A 13706-nucleotide genomic window follows, 5' to 3' on the forward strand; every position below is an offset into this window, starting at 1 on the left:
GCCATAAGGTAACGCCATGTCCAAGATCATGATCACCGATCTCACCCTGCGCGACGGCCACCAGAGCCTGATCGCCACGCGCATGCGCACCGAGGACATGCTGCCGATATGCGAGCGCATGGACCGGATCGGCTTCTGGTCCATGGAGGTCTGGGGCGGCGCCACCTTCGACGCCTGCGTGCGCTTCCTCAAGGAAGACCCCTGGGAGCGCCTGCGCAAGCTGCGCGAGGCCCTGCCCAACACTCGCCTGCAGATGCTGCTGCGCGGCCAGAACCTGGTGGGCTACCGACACTATGCCGACGACGTGGTGCGCAGCTTCGTGGCCCGCTCCGCCGCCAACGGCATGGACGTGTTCCGCATCTTCGACGCCATGAACGACACCCGCAACCTGCGCGTGTCCATCGAGGCGGTGAAGCAGGAAAACAAGCACGCCCAGGGCACCATCAGCTATACCACCAGCCCGGTGCACAACATCGCCCAGTTCGTGGCCATGGCCCGGGAGATGGTGGACATGGGCTGCGACAGCATCGCCATCAAGGACATGGCCGGCCTGCTGACCCCGTCCACCACCGCGGAACTGGTGAGCGAGCTGGTGGCGGCGGTCAAGGTACCCGTGCACCTGCACACCCACGCCACCTCGGGGCTCGCCGAGATGTGCCACCTCAAGGCCATCGAGCACGGCGTGAGCGTGATCGACACCGCCATGTCCGCCTTCGCCGGCGGCACCAGCCACGCGCCCACCGAGAGCATGGTGGCGGCCCTCAAGGGCACGGAGTACGACACCGGCCTGGACCTGGAGGCCCTGCAGGAGATCGGCTTCTACTTCCACGAGGTGCGCAAGAAATACCACCAGTACGAAAGCGAGTTCACCGGCATCGACACCCGGGTGCAGACCACCCAGGTGCCCGGCGGCATGATCTCCAACCTGGCCAACCAGTTGCGCGAACAGGGCGCCCTGGACAAGATGAACCTGGTGATGAAGGAGATCCCCCGGGTGCGCGAGGACCTGGGCTACCCGCCCCTGGTCACCCCCACCTCCCAGATCGTCGGCACTCAGGCTGTCATGAACGTGCTCACCGGCGAGCGCTACAAGACCATCACCAACGAGGTGAAGCTCTACCTCCAGGGCCGCTACGGCCGCACCCTGGGCACGGTGAACAGCGTGGTACGGCAGAAGGCCATCGGCAACGCCGAGGTGATCGACTGCCGCCCTGCCGACCTGCTGGACGACGAGCTTGAGAACCTGCGCGAGCAGGCCGGCGAGCTGGCCCAGAGCGAGGAGGACGTGCTGATCTTCGCCATGTTCCCCGAGGTGGGCCGGGAGTTCCTGCAGCAGCGCCGCGACGGCCACCTGGTGCCCGAACCCCTGCTGCCTGCCAACGGCGGCAAGAAGGAGGACCAGGCCGCGCCAGTGGAATTCCGCGTCACCCTGCATGGCGAGACCTACCACATCAAGGTCACCGGCACCGGCCACAAGCGCGAGGACATGCGCCCCTTCTACGTCACCGTGGATGGCATGCCCGAAGAGATCCAGGTGGAGACCCTGGATGAACTGCTGGTGTCCGCCGAGGGCGGCGACACCGCCCAGCCCCGCCCCCGCGGCAAGGGCAGCCAGCGCCCCCGGGCCACCAAGCCCGGCCACGTGAGCACCTCCATGCCCGGCAGCATCACCGACGTGCTGGTCAAGGAAGGCGACACGGTCAAGGCCGGTGACGCGGTGCTGGTGCTCGAGGCCATGAAGATGGAGACCGAGGTACAGGCCCCGGTGGACGGCACCGTCAAGGCGGTGCACGTGGCCAAGGGCGACAGCGTCAACCCGGACGAGACCCTGGTGGAGATCGAGTGAGGCCCCTGATCCTCGGTTCCTCCTCGCCGTTTCGCCGGGAACTGCTGGAGCGCCTGCAACTGCCGTTTCAGTGCCACTCGCCCGAGGTGGACGAATCCCCCCTGCCCGACGAATCCCCCACCGACCTGGTGGCCCGGCTTGCCCGGGACAAGGCCCGGACCGTGGCCATGCACCATCCCGAGGCCCTGATCATCGGCTCCGACCAGGTGGCGGAGCTGGACGGTCGCATCCTGGGCAAGCCCGGCAGCCACGAGCAGGCCGTGGTGCAACTGCGCGCCGCCTCGGGCCGTTCCGTGGTGTTTCACACCGGCCTGTGCCTGCTCAATGCCGAGACCGGACGGGCCCAGATCCACACCGTGCCCTTCACCGTGCACTTTCGCACCCTGGACTCGGCCATGATCGAGCACTACCTGCGCCGGGAGCAGCCCTACGGCTGCGCCGGCAGCTTCAAGTCCGAGGGCCTGGGCATCGCCCTGTTCCAGCGCATGGAGGGGGATGACCCCACCGCCCTGATCGGCCTGCCCCTGATCACCCTGGTAAGCATGCTGCGGGAGGAAGGCGTGGCGGTGCTGGGCGGGAAGGACTCGGCCTAGCCCCAGTGCGGTAGCTTGGGGTGAGCGCAGCGAACCCCAACGATGGGGAATCGGTCGGGACATCGCCTGTTGGGGTTCGCTGCGCTCACCCCAACCTACGCCCCTCCAACGCAAACGGGCCGCCCAAGGGCGGCCCGTTTGCGTGTCCATCCCGTTTGCGCTTCAGCGGCCCGGGATGCGGAAATGGATCAGGTGGGGGTCACCGTCCTCCACCGGACGGCCCAGGCTGATCACGCCCTCGCCCACCAGGGGGAACTCCTCACCGTTGAGCAGGCAGACCTGGTCGTTGCCCTTGAGCTGCACATAGGTGCCGTTGGTGCTCTGGTCAATGACCACGAACTTGCCCTTGCGGTAGATGAATCGGGCATGGTGCCGGGAAGCCACGGGTACCGCGACCACCAGATCGCAGTCCAGGTTGCGGCCCACCACGAACACCCGGGAGCTGGCCGTGAACCAGTGCTCGACACCCTCGTAGCTCAGGGAGAGTCGCGCGGTCAGGTCATACATGGCCCGCACGCGCTCTGCGCTGATCTGCTGGGTCGGTGAAGCCTCGTTGTAACCGTCGTCGGAGGACTGCATGAAGTGTTTCATCGTTTGGCCTACCTCAGTTGCTCACTGAGATAGAGTATGCGCGCGGACAAAGGCCATTTTCTGTGAACTTAAGCAGAAAAAATCGGCCAAGTGATCAAGAACATGCGTTTGCAACGTTCTTTCTGATAAACCTCTCGGAATCCTTACACGCAAATCCAAGGGAGGCAATCCCCCATGTCCAAGAACACGGTAGGCATCATCGGCACGGGCAACGTCGGCATGGCCGCCGCCTATGCCCTGTTCCAGCGCCAGATCGCCAGCAGCCTGGTGCTGGTGGACAAGGACCCCCGCCGGGCCGAGGGCGAGGCCATGGACCTGATGCACGGCCAGGCCCTGGTGGGCCGGGTGACGGTGCGCGCCGGCGACTACGCGGACCTGGCCGGCTGCGGGGTGATCGTGATCTGCGCGGGCGTCGGCCAGAAGCCCGGCGAGACCCGCCTGGACCTGCTCAACCGCAACGCGGCGGTATTCCGGGAGATCGCCGAGCAGCTGGATCGCAACGCCCCGGAGGCGGTGCTGGTGATCGCCACCAACCCGGTGGATATCCTCACCACCGTGATGCAGCGCCTGAGCAAGCGCCCCCCGGAGGCGGTGATCGGCACCGGCACCATGCTGGACACCTCCCGGTTCCGCGCCCTGCTTGGCGAGCACTACGACGTGAATCCCCGCTCCGTGCATGCCTATATCCTGGGGGAGCACGGCGATTCCGAGGTGGCCATCTGGAGCAGCGCCAGCATCGGCGGCCTGCCCATCATGGGCCACGAGATCAGCTGCAAGCCCTTCGACGCCGGGGCCATGGAACGCATCTTCCAGCAGGTACGCGGCGCCGCCTACGACATCATCGCCCGCAAGGGCTACACCAACACCGCCATCGGCCTGGTGATCGCCTACCTGGTGCGGGTGATCCTGGAGGACCAGAAGAGCGTCCTGCCCGTGAGCGTGGACCCGGCCGGGATCTACGGCATCGAGCCGGGACTGTGCCTGAGCATCCCCTGCGTGGTGGGTTCCCGGGGGGTGGAATGCCGGGTACCGCCGGAGGTCTCCGAACAGGAGCGTGCAGGCCTGCACGCCTCGGCCGCCGTGCTGCGGGGAGGCCTGGAGGGGATGGAAATCTAGTGGCTAGTCTCAAGTGGCTAGTGGCAAGGGGCCCCACCCCAGCCCTCCCCCGCGTTGCGGGGGAGGGAGTACACCGTGAGGGTGGTGTTCCTTGCCACTAGCCACTTGAGACTAGCCACTTCCTTCCCCTATCCTTCCGCCCGCCTTAGTCCGATCCCCTTCTGGAGACACCCAACCATGTTCCACACCCCTGGTGTGAATCCGGGCCTGCGCGAACGCGCCGGGCGCTGGATCGAATCCGGCCCGGTGCAGCGGGTCATCATCGCCCTGATCCTGATCAACGCCGCCATCCTGGGCCTGGAGACCGACCCGGACATCATGGCCCGTATCGGCGACTGGCTGATCGGCGCCGACCGGGTGATCCTGGGCGTGTTCGTGGTGGAGATCCTGATCAAGCTCTACGCCAAGGGCCTGCGCTTTTTTCGCAATCCCTGGAACGTGTTCGACTTCCTGGTGGTGGGTATCGCCCTGATTCCGGCCTCGGGCCCCTTCGCGGTGCTGCGAATCCTGCGTCTGCTGCGCCTGGTGTCCATGATTCCGAAGCTGCGTTTCGTGGTGGAGGCCCTGCTGCGGGCGATCCCGGGGATCGCGTCCATCTTCGGCCTGCTCATCATCCTGTTCTACGTGTTCGCAGTCATTGCCACCGGGCTGTTCGCCAAAGATCACCCGGAATGGTTCGGATCAATCGGCCGTTCCATGTACACCCTGTTCCAGGTCATGACCCTGGAGAGCTGGTCCATGGGCATCGCACGGCCGGTGATGGAGACCCATCCCTACGCCTGGGTGTTCTTCGTGCCCTTCATCCTGGTGGCCACCTTCACCATCCTGAACCTGTTCATCGCCATCATCGTCAACACCATGCAGACCCTGGCCGAGGAGCAACAGAAGTTCGAGGAAAAGACCATCACCACGGTGGTGCATGCCGAGAGCGCGCAGCTGCACCAGGATCTCACCCGGGTGGAGAGCGAAAACCAGCAGCTGCACCAGGACCTGCGCGCCCTGCGCGAGGAGATCCGGGCCCTGCGGGAGGAGCTGCGCAGGCCCGGATAGGCAGGCCAGACCGTGTGCCCGGTCGTAATGCCCCTACGATTCGCAGGCGCAGCGGGCTACACTCTTTAACGAGAGCGTCATCACAGGAGCGTCGCCATGAGCACACTGGACCAGATCAGGGAAGGCTTCGGCCATGCCCTCGACACCCTGAGCCGCGGCTGGCAGCAGCTGCGCGAACGCGCCGGCAGCGCACTGACCCGCTTCCACCCCAGCTCCGCCGAAGGCCCGGTGGAGAGTGTTGAGGCCGGCGTGGCCCGCAACGCCGCCCGCTGGGGCGTGCTGGCCTCGGAGGTCCGCGAGACCGATGACGCACTCATCATCGGCCTGGAGATCCCCGGCATGGAGTCCAAGGACTTCGAGATCCAGGTGGTGGATGATCACCTGGTGGTCAGCGGCGAGAAGCACCTTGAACGGGAACAGGCCCGGGGCCGTTTCTACGTGATGGAGCGGGCCTACGGCCGCTTCGAGCGCATGGTCCCCCTGCCCGTCCCCGTGGACCCCCAGGGCGCCAGGGCCAAGTACCACAACGGCGTGCTGACCGTGACCCTGCCCAAGAACCTGCGCGCCCTTGGCCGGCGCATCCCCGTCCAGGGAGCCTGACATGAGCGACGACAGCCCCATCATCAACGGCAACACCTACGCGGGTCCGGAACGCCGCTCCGGCAAGGACCGGCGTTCCGGCAAGGACCGGCGCGAGATGGTGCGCTTCGAGCCGGAGAAGGATCCCCGCCGCTCCGGCAAGGACCGGCGGCAGAAGCAGGATGATCTCTGGGAGCGGAGGGACTTTTAGGAAGTGGGAAGGGTGAATTGGGAAGTGGGAAGTGGGAAGTGGGAATTCAAATGCCTTTACTTCCCACTTCCCAATTCACCCTTCGTACTTTTAGGCAGTTTCAGCGAAAGAACACCCGCCGCCACCACAAACCCCACCGACCACCACAGGCACCCCTCCAGCCCCTGGGTCTGGTAGACCCAGCCGGAAAGCACCGTGCCCAGCAGGCGGCCGCCGGCGTTGGCCATGTAGTAGAAGCCCACCTTCATGGCCACCTTGTCGTGATCCGCGTAGGCCAGGATCAGGAAGGAATGCACGGCGGAGTTGATGGCGAACACCACGCCGAACAGCCCCAGGCCGATGATCAGGGTCCAGGCCGGGTCCAGGCCCTGCATCAGCGCGATGGCAATCCCCGCCGGCACCAGCGCCAGGGCGAAGGCCCAGCGTCTGGCCGTACCGCCGTCGGGGTCCCCGATGGCCTTGGATGAACGGATCAGCCGGGGCACCGAGGCCTGCACGATGCCGTAGCCGATCACCCACAGGGCCAGGAAGGCGCCCACCTGCATGTGGTTCCAGCCGAGCACCGCCGAGAGGAACACCGGCAGGCCCACCACGAACCACACGTCCCGGGCGCCGAACAGGAAGAAGCGCGCCGCCGAGAGCCAGTTGATCTCCCGGGTGTTGGAGAACATCTGACCGAACTTGGGCTTGCCAGGGGCCCGCCCCAGGCCCGCGGGCAGGCCACGCACCGCGAAGATCGCCACCAGGAACAGCCCGCCCGCCAGGCACACCAGTGCCCAGCGGAATCCGACCGCGTAGAGCAGCGCCCCGCCCACGAAGAAGCCGGCGCCCTTGAGCGCGTTCTTGGAGCCGGTCAGCACGGCCACCCACTTGAACAGCCGGCCCTCGCCCCCCTGCCCCAGCACCAGCTTCACGCCAGACTTGGCGCTCATCTTGTTCAGGTCCTTGGCAATGCCCGAGAGCGCCTGGGCGAACATCACGTAGGCCACCCCCAGCCAGGCATCGGGCACGGTGAGCATGAGCAGGGCGAACACCTGCAAACCCGTGCCGAGGATCATGGTGGTGTTGAGCCCCAGGCGCGCAGCGAGCCAGCCGCCCACCAGGTTGGTGACGATGCCGAAGAACTCGTAGAACAGGAACAGCAGCGCGATCTCCAGCGGCGAGTACCCCAGCATGTGGAAGTACAGCACCACCAGCATGCGGATCGCCCCGTCGGTGATGGTGAAGGCCCAGTAATTGGCCGTGATCATCGCGTAGGGGCGCAGACCGAGCGGTGTCGTGTTTGCTTGCATTGGTCGTTCAGGACAAAGACTTTGCCGCAGAGGCGATGTTAAGTGCGAAGTAAGAATTGGGAAGTGCGAAGAAAAGGCCTTTCAATTCTCACTTCCAGATTCACACTTCGTACTGCCATCCCCAATTCACCCTTCCCACTTCAAAAGTGCAACCTTCACCGCCAGTTCCATCATGCGGTTCACGTAGCCGATCTCGTTGTCGTACCAGGCGAGCACCTTCACCTGGGTGCCGTTGATCACCAGGGTCGAGGGCGCGTCGACGATGGACGAGCGGGTGTCGTCCTTGTAGTCGACGGAGACCAGCGGGCGCTCCTCGTAGCCCAGGATGCCCTTGAGCGGACCCTCTGCGGCCGCGCGCAGCAGGCCGTTGACCTCCTCCACCGTGGTCTCCCGCTGGGCCTCGAACACGAAATCCGTCAGCGAGGCATTCAAGAGCGGCACGCGCACGGCGTGTCCGTTCAGGCGCCCGTTCAGCTCCGGGAAGATATCGCCGATGGCCCTGGCGGAACCGGTGCTGGTGGGGATCAGGGACAGGCTCGCGGCCCGGGCCCGGCGCAGATCCTTGTGGCCGGTGTCCACCAGGGTCTGGGTATTGGTCATGTCGTGGATGGTGGTCATGGTGCCGTGGCGGATGCCGATGCCCTCGTGCATCACCTTCACCACCGGCGCCAGGCAGTTGGTGGTGCAGGAGGCCGCGGTGATGAGGTGATGGCGGGCCGGGTCGTAGAGGTGGTCGTTGACCCCCACCACTACGTTGAGCACCGAGGGGTCCTTCACGGGCGCGGCCACGATGACCTTCTTCACACCCTGGTCGAAATAGGGTTTGAGCGATTCCACGGTGCGGAACTTGCCCGAGGCCTCGATGACGATGTCGATGCCCATGCCGGCCCAGTCCACCTCGCCGGGCGTCTTGCCGCTGCTGTGGCTGATGCGCTGCCCGTCCACGCTGAAGGCGTCGGCCTCGGCGCGGATCTCGTGGGGCCAGCGGCCATGCACCGAGTCGAACTCCAGCAGATGGGCTGAACAGGTCGCGTCGCCGGCGGTCTCGTTCACGTGCACGAACTCAAGCGGCGCCATGCCCCAGCCGGCGCGAAGCCCCAGGCGACCCATGCGGCCGAAGCCGTTGATGCCAACGCGAATGCTCATTGCTTGCTCTCCATGAAAGTGCAGCGCCGGCGCACGGTCGAGCCCGGCAGGGGTGCAGACAAAATGGGTCAGATGCTACGGATGCTTTGTGACCCGCAGATGACGTCCTTCAGGCGCAACACAGCCGGCCGGGTCGCTCGACCATGGTCTCAAGGCGCCGGCGGTCGGTGAGATAGGGTTCCTGGTCCCGGACCGCCTCCAGGCTGGTGGCGATGACCGCGTCCGTCCAGGCGGGCAGTTGGGGGTTCATGCGGTAGTAGACCCACTGTCCCCGACGCTCATCCAGCAGCAGGCCGGATTCACGCAACTGGGCGAGATGCCTGGAGATACGAGGCTGCAGCAGGTCCAGGGCGTGGGTGATTTCGCACACACACAGCTCCCCCTCGGCGCGCAGCAGGGCCAGGCAACGCAGGCGGGTGGTGTCCGAGAGGGCATTAAACAGGGCTTCCGGCTTTATATTCATACAGCCGAATATATCCAAACCAAGGATCCTTCGCTATCACAGTGATATGACAGCTGGCGGGATGCGGGCCCACACCCCGCCGGGGGAGATCACTTCAGATCGGAGAGTGCCGCACCGAAGTTGATATGGAAGGTCTGGCCGTCCATGACCAGGGCGGGCACGGACTTCACGCCGTAGCGTTCGGCCTCGGCGAGCCGGGAGGCATCCTGGCCCAGATGGACCACCTCCACCTGGTAGCGGGAAGGATCCAGGGCACCCACGAACTGCGCCTCGACGCTGACGCAGACAGGGCAACCGGCATGAAAGAAGATGGCCTTGCTCATGATGGAACTCCTCTTGTTTAGGGGGTCTATACTTCACACATGTATCGTGTCGATACATGCGTGAAGTATAGACTCGATACACCCCTAGTCAAGGAATGCTTTGAGGCGATACATTGACGCCATGAATCGTACCCATGCCCTGTTCGAACGCCTCTCCGCCCTGATGCAGCAGGCGGTGCGGGAGGATGCGGCCCGCCACGGGCTGCTGCCCATCCAGTTCCAGATCCTCGGCTACCTGGCCCAGGCCAACCGCTACAGCGACATCCCCATCGCGGTCGCCGAGTACTTCGGCATCACCCGGGGCACGGTCTCCCAGACCCTGGCGGTGCTGGAGGGCAAGGGTCTGTTGCGCAAGGAGCCCGACCCGCGCCATGGCAAGCGCGTGCATCTGAAACTGACGAAGAAAGGGGAAGCGCTGCTGGAGGAGACCTGGACACAGCGCCTGGACAAGGCCATGCCCGGTGACCTGAATTCACGGGAGGTCCTGGAAGAGGGGCTGCACACTTTGCTGACGACCCTCCAGCACCTGAACAACAACCAGGCCTTCGGCGTGTGTCAGCACTGCGCGCATTTTCTGCAGGAAGACGGGGGCTGGCGCTGCGGCCTGACCGGTGAACCCCTGGACGACCGGCAACGGATCAGGATCTGTCGTGAATGGCGCCGGGAGGCCGCGCCCCACGGCTGAGCGGTACCGCTCGCTCAGAACACCCCCACCACCCGGACATTCTCGGGATCCTCCACATTGAGCAGCAGGCCCTCGCCGACGCCGGTGGAACGCCCGGTCAGCGCCCTGACGTTCATCTGGTGCGTGACCAGGATGACCGGCTCACCCGGTTCCAGAGCGGCCAGGAAGTCCCGCAGGGCGCGAGTGCGCGCCTCGGTCTCGTGGCGCCGCTGGAACACCGAATCCAGGGCGGTCAGCGGGATCACCGGGCCCAGCCCCAGTCCGGTGGCGGTATCCAGACAACGGCACCAGCGGCTGGAATAGACCCGGGCCGACTCGATCCCCCCGGCGCGCAGGCGCTCACCCAGTTCCCGTGCCTGCACCTGTCCGGTATCGGAGAGGTTGCGCTGGGTGCGGCAGTCTTCCAGCACGAACCCCTCCGGATCGCCGATGCCCGGGGCCAGGGTATGGCGCATGAGGAGCACATGGCCCGGCTGCTTGAGCAGGGCGAACAGTGACGCCTCGTCCGCCCGGGCGGGAGTGGCGAACAAGGATGCCGCCAGCAGCAACAACATGGCCGTGAGGCCTGCCAGGCGGGTTGTGACGGCATGCAACACGGAAACGCGCGGTTTCATGGACTGCACCTCACGAACGATCTAACGAATGTCACAGGTCCCGGTTTCGCAGCGCCGCCGCCAGCGCCAGCGGGCGAAGCGCGTATAGGCCGCATCCACCAGACCCAGCACGCCCGGAATGGCCCGCAGCACCCGACTCAGCCAGCGGTAACCCGGCAGACGGTCCCAGATGGCCGCGAAGGCATGGGCGCCGGTGCGGATCCCGCCATCCGCCTCCACCACATGCAGACGCATCATGGTGTCCTCCCACGCCAGCCCGTGCCGGCCGGGGATGTCGCGGTCCGCGTGGATGTCCTCCCAGCGGATGCGTCCCTTCGAGTCGAGCCGCCTGTAATGGGCGATCTCCTTACGGCACAGGGGGCAGCCGCCGTCGAACAGGACCACGGGGCGGACATCGTTCATGGCATGTGTGCTCATAGCGTGAGTTGGGGGCATGTTCAGGCGTGTCCCGACAGGTCATGGCTGCGCCGGCTGTTGTCCACGCTCTTCAGCGCCCGGTCCAGCAGGTCCTTGCACAGCTGCCCCGTCACTTCCGGGTTCGCATGGATCATCCCCGCCCGAAGGGACAGGGCCATGGTCAGGGCCTGCAGCACGTCGCCGTTGGCGGTGTTGCCGAGGATGCCGATCTCGTGGTCCAGGGTGTCCATGAGCCGTTCCAGCAGCTGACTTACCCGCATGGCGGAGACGGTGTCCGGATGCAGTTCGAACTCCACCTCGAAGCGTTCGCCGGTGGGGGTGGTGTAGTTGAATGGCAGCTTGGATGGCATGGGGGGTGCCCTCTTGTTTCAGAGTGGGTGGGGCGATTTTGTATTGGGTGCGGGGATGGGGGGAAAGTTCTATTCCCGCACGGACACCTGGGGAATGGATTGGTACATGTCACGGTCGAAGCCAATGGCTTCTGATTCGACACGGAATTCGGGTCTTAAGACAAGAGCAAGATCAAAGGCTTCCGATCCCCGTTGCACGGGGCTCGGAAGCCTTTGACTTAGATTTTGAATCTGTCTGCAAAAGCCACGATCAACCCCAAACCCCTACCCCCTCCCCGCCTGCACACACCGCAACACCCCATACGAATACACCCCATCCAGCGCATCAAACACCGGCCGAAGCGCCGGCGCCGCCGGATCGAAATGGGCATCGAAGGCCTCTTCCACCTGCTTGAGCTCGGCATCGGACAAGCCCACCGCCTCGCGCAAAGGAATCTCCCCGGCCTGCACCGAGCGGGCCAGGTGGTTGTAGACGGTGTCCGTGGTCAGCCCGCGCCGGGCGGCGATGGCCTCGGCGTCGAAGCCCAGGCGGAACAGGGACAGGGTCTCCAGCACCGTGTCGCTGACACCGCTGTCATCCCCGGACCCGGCATACTCCAGGATCACCGACAGGAAATCCTCGCCGTACTGGGAAAGCTTGCGCTGGCCGACACCGGAGACCTCCGCCAGCTCGTCCAGGGTGCGGGGCTGGACCGCCACCATCTCGCGCAGGGTGGCGTCGTTGAAGATCACGTAGGCGGGCACGTCCTGGGCATCGGCGAGACTGCGGCGCAGGGCGCGCAGGGCGTCGAACAGGGCCTCGCCGGGTCCGTCCACGGGGCCCGTGGAGACCCGCTTGCTGACCCGCTCTTTGCGACCCCCGCCCCGGGGCGGGCGGGCATCCTTGCGCAGCCAGACTTCCTGTTCGCCGCGCAGCACGGGGCGGCAGGCCTCGGTGAGTTTCAGGGCGCCGAAACCTTCGGCGTCCACGGTGAGCAGGCCGGCGGCCACCAGCTGGCGGAACACAGCGCGCCACTGGTGGGCGTCCAGTTCCTTGCCGATGCCGTAGGTGGACAGCTTGTCGTGGCCCAGTTGCCGGATGCGCTCGCTGTCCTTGCCCAGCAGCACGTCCAGCACGTGGTTCACGCCGAAGCGCTGGCCGGTGCGGTGCACACAGGAGAGCGCCTTCTGGGCTGCCACGGTGGCATCCCAGGTCTCGGGCGGCTCCAGGCAGGTGTCGCAGTTGCCGCAGGGCTCGGGCAGGCGCTCGCCGAAGTACTCCAGCAGACGCTGGCGGCGGCAGGTGGTCAGCTCGCAGTAACCCAGCATGGCCTCCAGGCGCGCCCGCTCGATGCGCTTGTGGGTCTCCTCCGCCTCGGAGGCCTCCAGCATCTGGCGCAACATGATCACGTCCTGCAGGCCGTAGGCCATCCAGGCATCCGCGGGCAGGCCGTCGCGGCCGGCACGGCCGGTCTCCTGGTAATAGGCCTCCAGGCTCTTGGGCAGGTCCAGGTGCGCCACGAAGCGCACGTTGGGCTTGTCGATGCCCATGCCGAAGGCGATGGTGGCGACCACGATCACCCCCTCCTCGCGCAGGAAGCGGGACTGGTGGTCCTGGCGGACCTCCTGGGCCAGACCGGCGTGATAGGGCAGCGCGGTGAGGCCCTTGCCCTCCAGCCATTGGGCCGTGTCGTCCACCTTCTTGCGCGACAGGCAGTAGACGATGCCTGCCTCGCCCGGGTGATTGTCCTTGATGAAACGCAGCAGCTCGTTGCGGGTGCCGGCGTGTTTCTGGGTCACCCGGTAACGGATGTTGGGCCGGTCGAAGCCGCTGATGAAATGCCGGGCCTCGGTGAGCCCCAGGCGCTCGGCGATCTCCTTGCGGGTGGGTGCGTCAGCGGTGGCGGTGAGTGCCACCCGGGGCACCTCGGGAAAACGCTCGTGCAGGGCGGAGAGCTTGAGGTATTCGGGGCGGAAGTTGTGGCCCCATTGCGACACGCAGTGGGCCTCGTCGATGGCGAACAGGGCCAGCCGGCTGCGCGTGAGCAGGTCCATCATGCGCTCGGTCATGAGGCGTTCGGGGGCCACGTAGAGGAGATCCAGCTCCCCGGCCAGCAGGGCCTGTTCCACCTCCCGGGCGGTGCGGGCATCGAGGCTTGAGTTCAGGAACGCGGCACGCACGCCCACCTGCCGGAGTGCGTCCACCTGGTCCTGCATCAGGGCGATCAGCGGCGAGACCACGATGCCGGTGCCAGACCGCACCAGGGAGGGGATCTGGTAGCACAGCGACTTGCCGCCGCCGGTGGGCATGAGGACCAGGGCCTCATTGCCCGCCACCAGGTGTTCGACGATCTCTCCCTGGGTGGGGCGAAAATCGGGGTAGCCGAAGGTGTCCCGCAGGACCTGTCTTGCTGTATCCATGGTCGCCTCCCTGTGACCATTGAGGGTTTG

Annotated in this window: 16 protein-coding genes; 7 read left to right on the plus strand and 9 right to left on the minus strand. The window is 65.9% G+C overall.

The features are described from left to right. Positions 1-16: 16 nt before the first annotated feature. Positions 17-1846, plus strand: coding sequence for a sodium-extruding oxaloacetate decarboxylase subunit alpha (oadA, locus tag TGR7_RS09610; RefSeq protein WP_012638476.1), 1830 nt, complete (start codon positions 17-19; stop codon positions 1844-1846). Further along, complete coding sequence (locus tag TGR7_RS09615) at positions 1843-2439, plus strand: Maf family protein (RefSeq protein ID WP_012638477.1); 597 nt, start codon at positions 1843-1845, stop codon at positions 2437-2439. The genes oadA and TGR7_RS09615 overlap by 4 nt, the downstream gene beginning before the upstream one ends. A 162-nt stretch (positions 2440-2601) precedes the next feature. Here the strand turns inward: TGR7_RS09615 and TGR7_RS09620 are convergent, their stop codons facing one another. Continuing rightward, positions 2602-3018 (minus strand): FHA domain-containing protein, encoded by a 417-nt coding sequence (locus tag TGR7_RS09620; RefSeq protein ID WP_245522972.1) that lies wholly within the window; start codon positions 3016-3018, stop codon positions 2602-2604. Between the two features lie 186 nt (positions 3019-3204). On the opposite strand from TGR7_RS09620, the gene TGR7_RS09625 reads away from it, so the two are divergent. The 4 genes from TGR7_RS09625 to TGR7_RS09640 all read left to right on the plus strand — a co-directional run bounded on the left by TGR7_RS09625 (position 3205) and on the right by TGR7_RS09640 (position 5986). Then, entirely contained in the window at positions 3205-4146 is a 942-nt protein-coding gene (locus TGR7_RS09625) for an L-lactate dehydrogenase (RefSeq protein WP_012638479.1), read from the plus strand. Positions 4147-4323: 177 nt separating this feature from the next. Beyond that, complete coding sequence (locus tag TGR7_RS09630) at positions 4324-5196, plus strand: ion transporter (protein ID WP_012638480.1); 873 nt, start codon at positions 4324-4326, stop codon at positions 5194-5196. A 96-nt stretch (positions 5197-5292) separates the two neighbouring features. Next, positions 5293-5796, plus strand: coding sequence for an Hsp20/alpha crystallin family protein (locus tag TGR7_RS09635; RefSeq protein ID WP_012638481.1), 504 nt, complete (start codon positions 5293-5295; stop codon positions 5794-5796). Between the two features lies 1 nt (position 5797). Further along, the gene (locus TGR7_RS09640) at positions 5798-5986 is read left to right on the plus strand and encodes a hypothetical protein (protein WP_012638482.1); all 189 of its coding nucleotides are present in this window, start codon (positions 5798-5800) and stop codon (positions 5984-5986) included. 56 nt (positions 5987-6042) lie between these two features. On the opposite strand, the gene arsJ is transcribed toward TGR7_RS09640, so the two are convergent. From arsJ to TGR7_RS09660, 4 genes are all read right to left on the minus strand, one after another. Continuing rightward, positions 6043-7278, minus strand: a complete 1236-nt coding sequence (gene arsJ, locus TGR7_RS09645) for an organoarsenical effux MFS transporter ArsJ (RefSeq protein WP_012638483.1) — start codon at positions 7276-7278, stop codon at positions 6043-6045. 126 nt (positions 7279-7404) lie between these two features. Then, positions 7405-8424 (minus strand): ArsJ-associated glyceraldehyde-3-phosphate dehydrogenase, encoded by a 1020-nt coding sequence (locus TGR7_RS09650; protein WP_012638484.1) that lies wholly within the window; start codon positions 8422-8424, stop codon positions 7405-7407. Between the two features lie 109 nt (positions 8425-8533). Next, positions 8534-8887: a metalloregulator ArsR/SmtB family transcription factor gene (locus tag TGR7_RS09655; RefSeq protein ID WP_012638485.1), complete on the minus strand. Its 354-nt coding sequence runs from the start codon at positions 8885-8887 to the stop codon at positions 8534-8536. Positions 8888-8976: 89 nt separating this feature from the next. After that, positions 8977-9210, minus strand: a complete 234-nt coding sequence (locus tag TGR7_RS09660) for a thioredoxin family protein (RefSeq protein WP_012638486.1) — start codon at positions 9208-9210, stop codon at positions 8977-8979. A gap of 121 nt (positions 9211-9331) precedes the next feature. Here TGR7_RS09660 and TGR7_RS09665 point away from each other — a divergent pair, with 121 nt between their 5' ends. Further along, entirely contained in the window at positions 9332-9895 is a 564-nt protein-coding gene (locus TGR7_RS09665) for a MarR family winged helix-turn-helix transcriptional regulator (RefSeq protein ID WP_012638487.1), read from the plus strand. Between the two features lie 14 nt (positions 9896-9909). Here TGR7_RS09665 and TGR7_RS09670 read toward each other — a convergent pair whose 3' ends face one another. From TGR7_RS09670 to recQ, 4 genes are all read right to left on the minus strand, one after another. Further along, on the minus strand, positions 9910-10509 hold the full coding sequence (locus tag TGR7_RS09670) for a histidine phosphatase family protein (RefSeq protein WP_012638488.1): 600 nt from the start codon (positions 10507-10509) through the stop codon (positions 9910-9912). Positions 10510-10530: 21 nt separating this feature from the next. Continuing rightward, complete coding sequence (locus TGR7_RS09675) at positions 10531-10926, minus strand: thiol-disulfide oxidoreductase DCC family protein (protein ID WP_041441491.1); 396 nt, start codon at positions 10924-10926, stop codon at positions 10531-10533. Positions 10927-10946: 20 nt separating this feature from the next. Next, a complete protein-coding gene (locus TGR7_RS09680; protein WP_012638490.1) occupies positions 10947-11276 on the minus strand; it encodes a hypothetical protein in 330 nt (109 codons plus the stop codon). Between the two features lie 264 nt (positions 11277-11540). Continuing rightward, entirely contained in the window at positions 11541-13676 is a 2136-nt protein-coding gene (recQ, locus tag TGR7_RS09685; protein ID WP_012638491.1) for a DNA helicase RecQ, read from the minus strand. Positions 13677-13706: the final 30 nt, after the last annotated feature.

Origin of the sequence: Thioalkalivibrio sulfidiphilus HL-EbGr7, assembly GCF_000021985.1 — a bacterium.
Classification (GTDB): domain Bacteria; phylum Pseudomonadota; class Gammaproteobacteria; order Ectothiorhodospirales; family Ectothiorhodospiraceae; genus Thioalkalivibrio_A; species Thioalkalivibrio_A sulfidiphilus.

Bases quoted from the DNA above. Each gene is read 5' to 3' on its own strand.
- oadA (WP_012638476.1), top strand. From the start codon at position 17: ATGTCCAAGATCATGATCACCGATCTCACCCTGCGCGACGGCCACCAG.
- TGR7_RS09620 (WP_245522972.1), bottom strand. From the start codon at position 3,018: ATGCAGTCCTCCGACGACGGTTACAACGAGGCTTCACCGACCCAGCAG.
- TGR7_RS09625 (WP_012638479.1), top strand. From the start codon at position 3,205: ATGTCCAAGAACACGGTAGGCATCATCGGCACGGGCAACGTCGGCATG.
- TGR7_RS09630 (WP_012638480.1), top strand. From the start codon at position 4,324: ATGTTCCACACCCCTGGTGTGAATCCGGGCCTGCGCGAACGCGCCGGG.
- TGR7_RS09635 (WP_012638481.1), top strand. From the start codon at position 5,293: ATGAGCACACTGGACCAGATCAGGGAAGGCTTCGGCCATGCCCTCGAC.
- TGR7_RS09640 (WP_012638482.1), top strand. From the start codon at position 5,798: ATGAGCGACGACAGCCCCATCATCAACGGCAACACCTACGCGGGTCCG.
- arsJ (WP_012638483.1), bottom strand. From the start codon at position 7,278: ATGCAAGCAAACACGACACCGCTCGGTCTGCGCCCCTACGCGATGATC.
- TGR7_RS09650 (WP_012638484.1), bottom strand. From the start codon at position 8,424: ATGAGCATTCGCGTTGGCATCAACGGCTTCGGCCGCATGGGTCGCCTG.
- TGR7_RS09655 (WP_012638485.1), bottom strand. From the start codon at position 8,887: ATGAATATAAAGCCGGAAGCCCTGTTTAATGCCCTCTCGGACACCACC.
- TGR7_RS09660 (WP_012638486.1), bottom strand. From the start codon at position 9,210: ATGAGCAAGGCCATCTTCTTTCATGCCGGTTGCCCTGTCTGCGTCAGC.
- TGR7_RS09665 (WP_012638487.1), top strand. From the start codon at position 9,332: ATGAATCGTACCCATGCCCTGTTCGAACGCCTCTCCGCCCTGATGCAG.
- TGR7_RS09670 (WP_012638488.1), bottom strand. From the start codon at position 10,509: ATGAAACCGCGCGTTTCCGTGTTGCATGCCGTCACAACCCGCCTGGCA.
- TGR7_RS09675 (WP_041441491.1), bottom strand. From the start codon at position 10,926: ATGAGCACACATGCCATGAACGATGTCCGCCCCGTGGTCCTGTTCGAC.
- TGR7_RS09680 (WP_012638490.1), bottom strand. From the start codon at position 11,276: ATGCCATCCAAGCTGCCATTCAACTACACCACCCCCACCGGCGAACGC.
- recQ (WP_012638491.1), bottom strand. From the start codon at position 13,676: ATGGATACAGCAAGACAGGTCCTGCGGGACACCTTCGGCTACCCCGAT.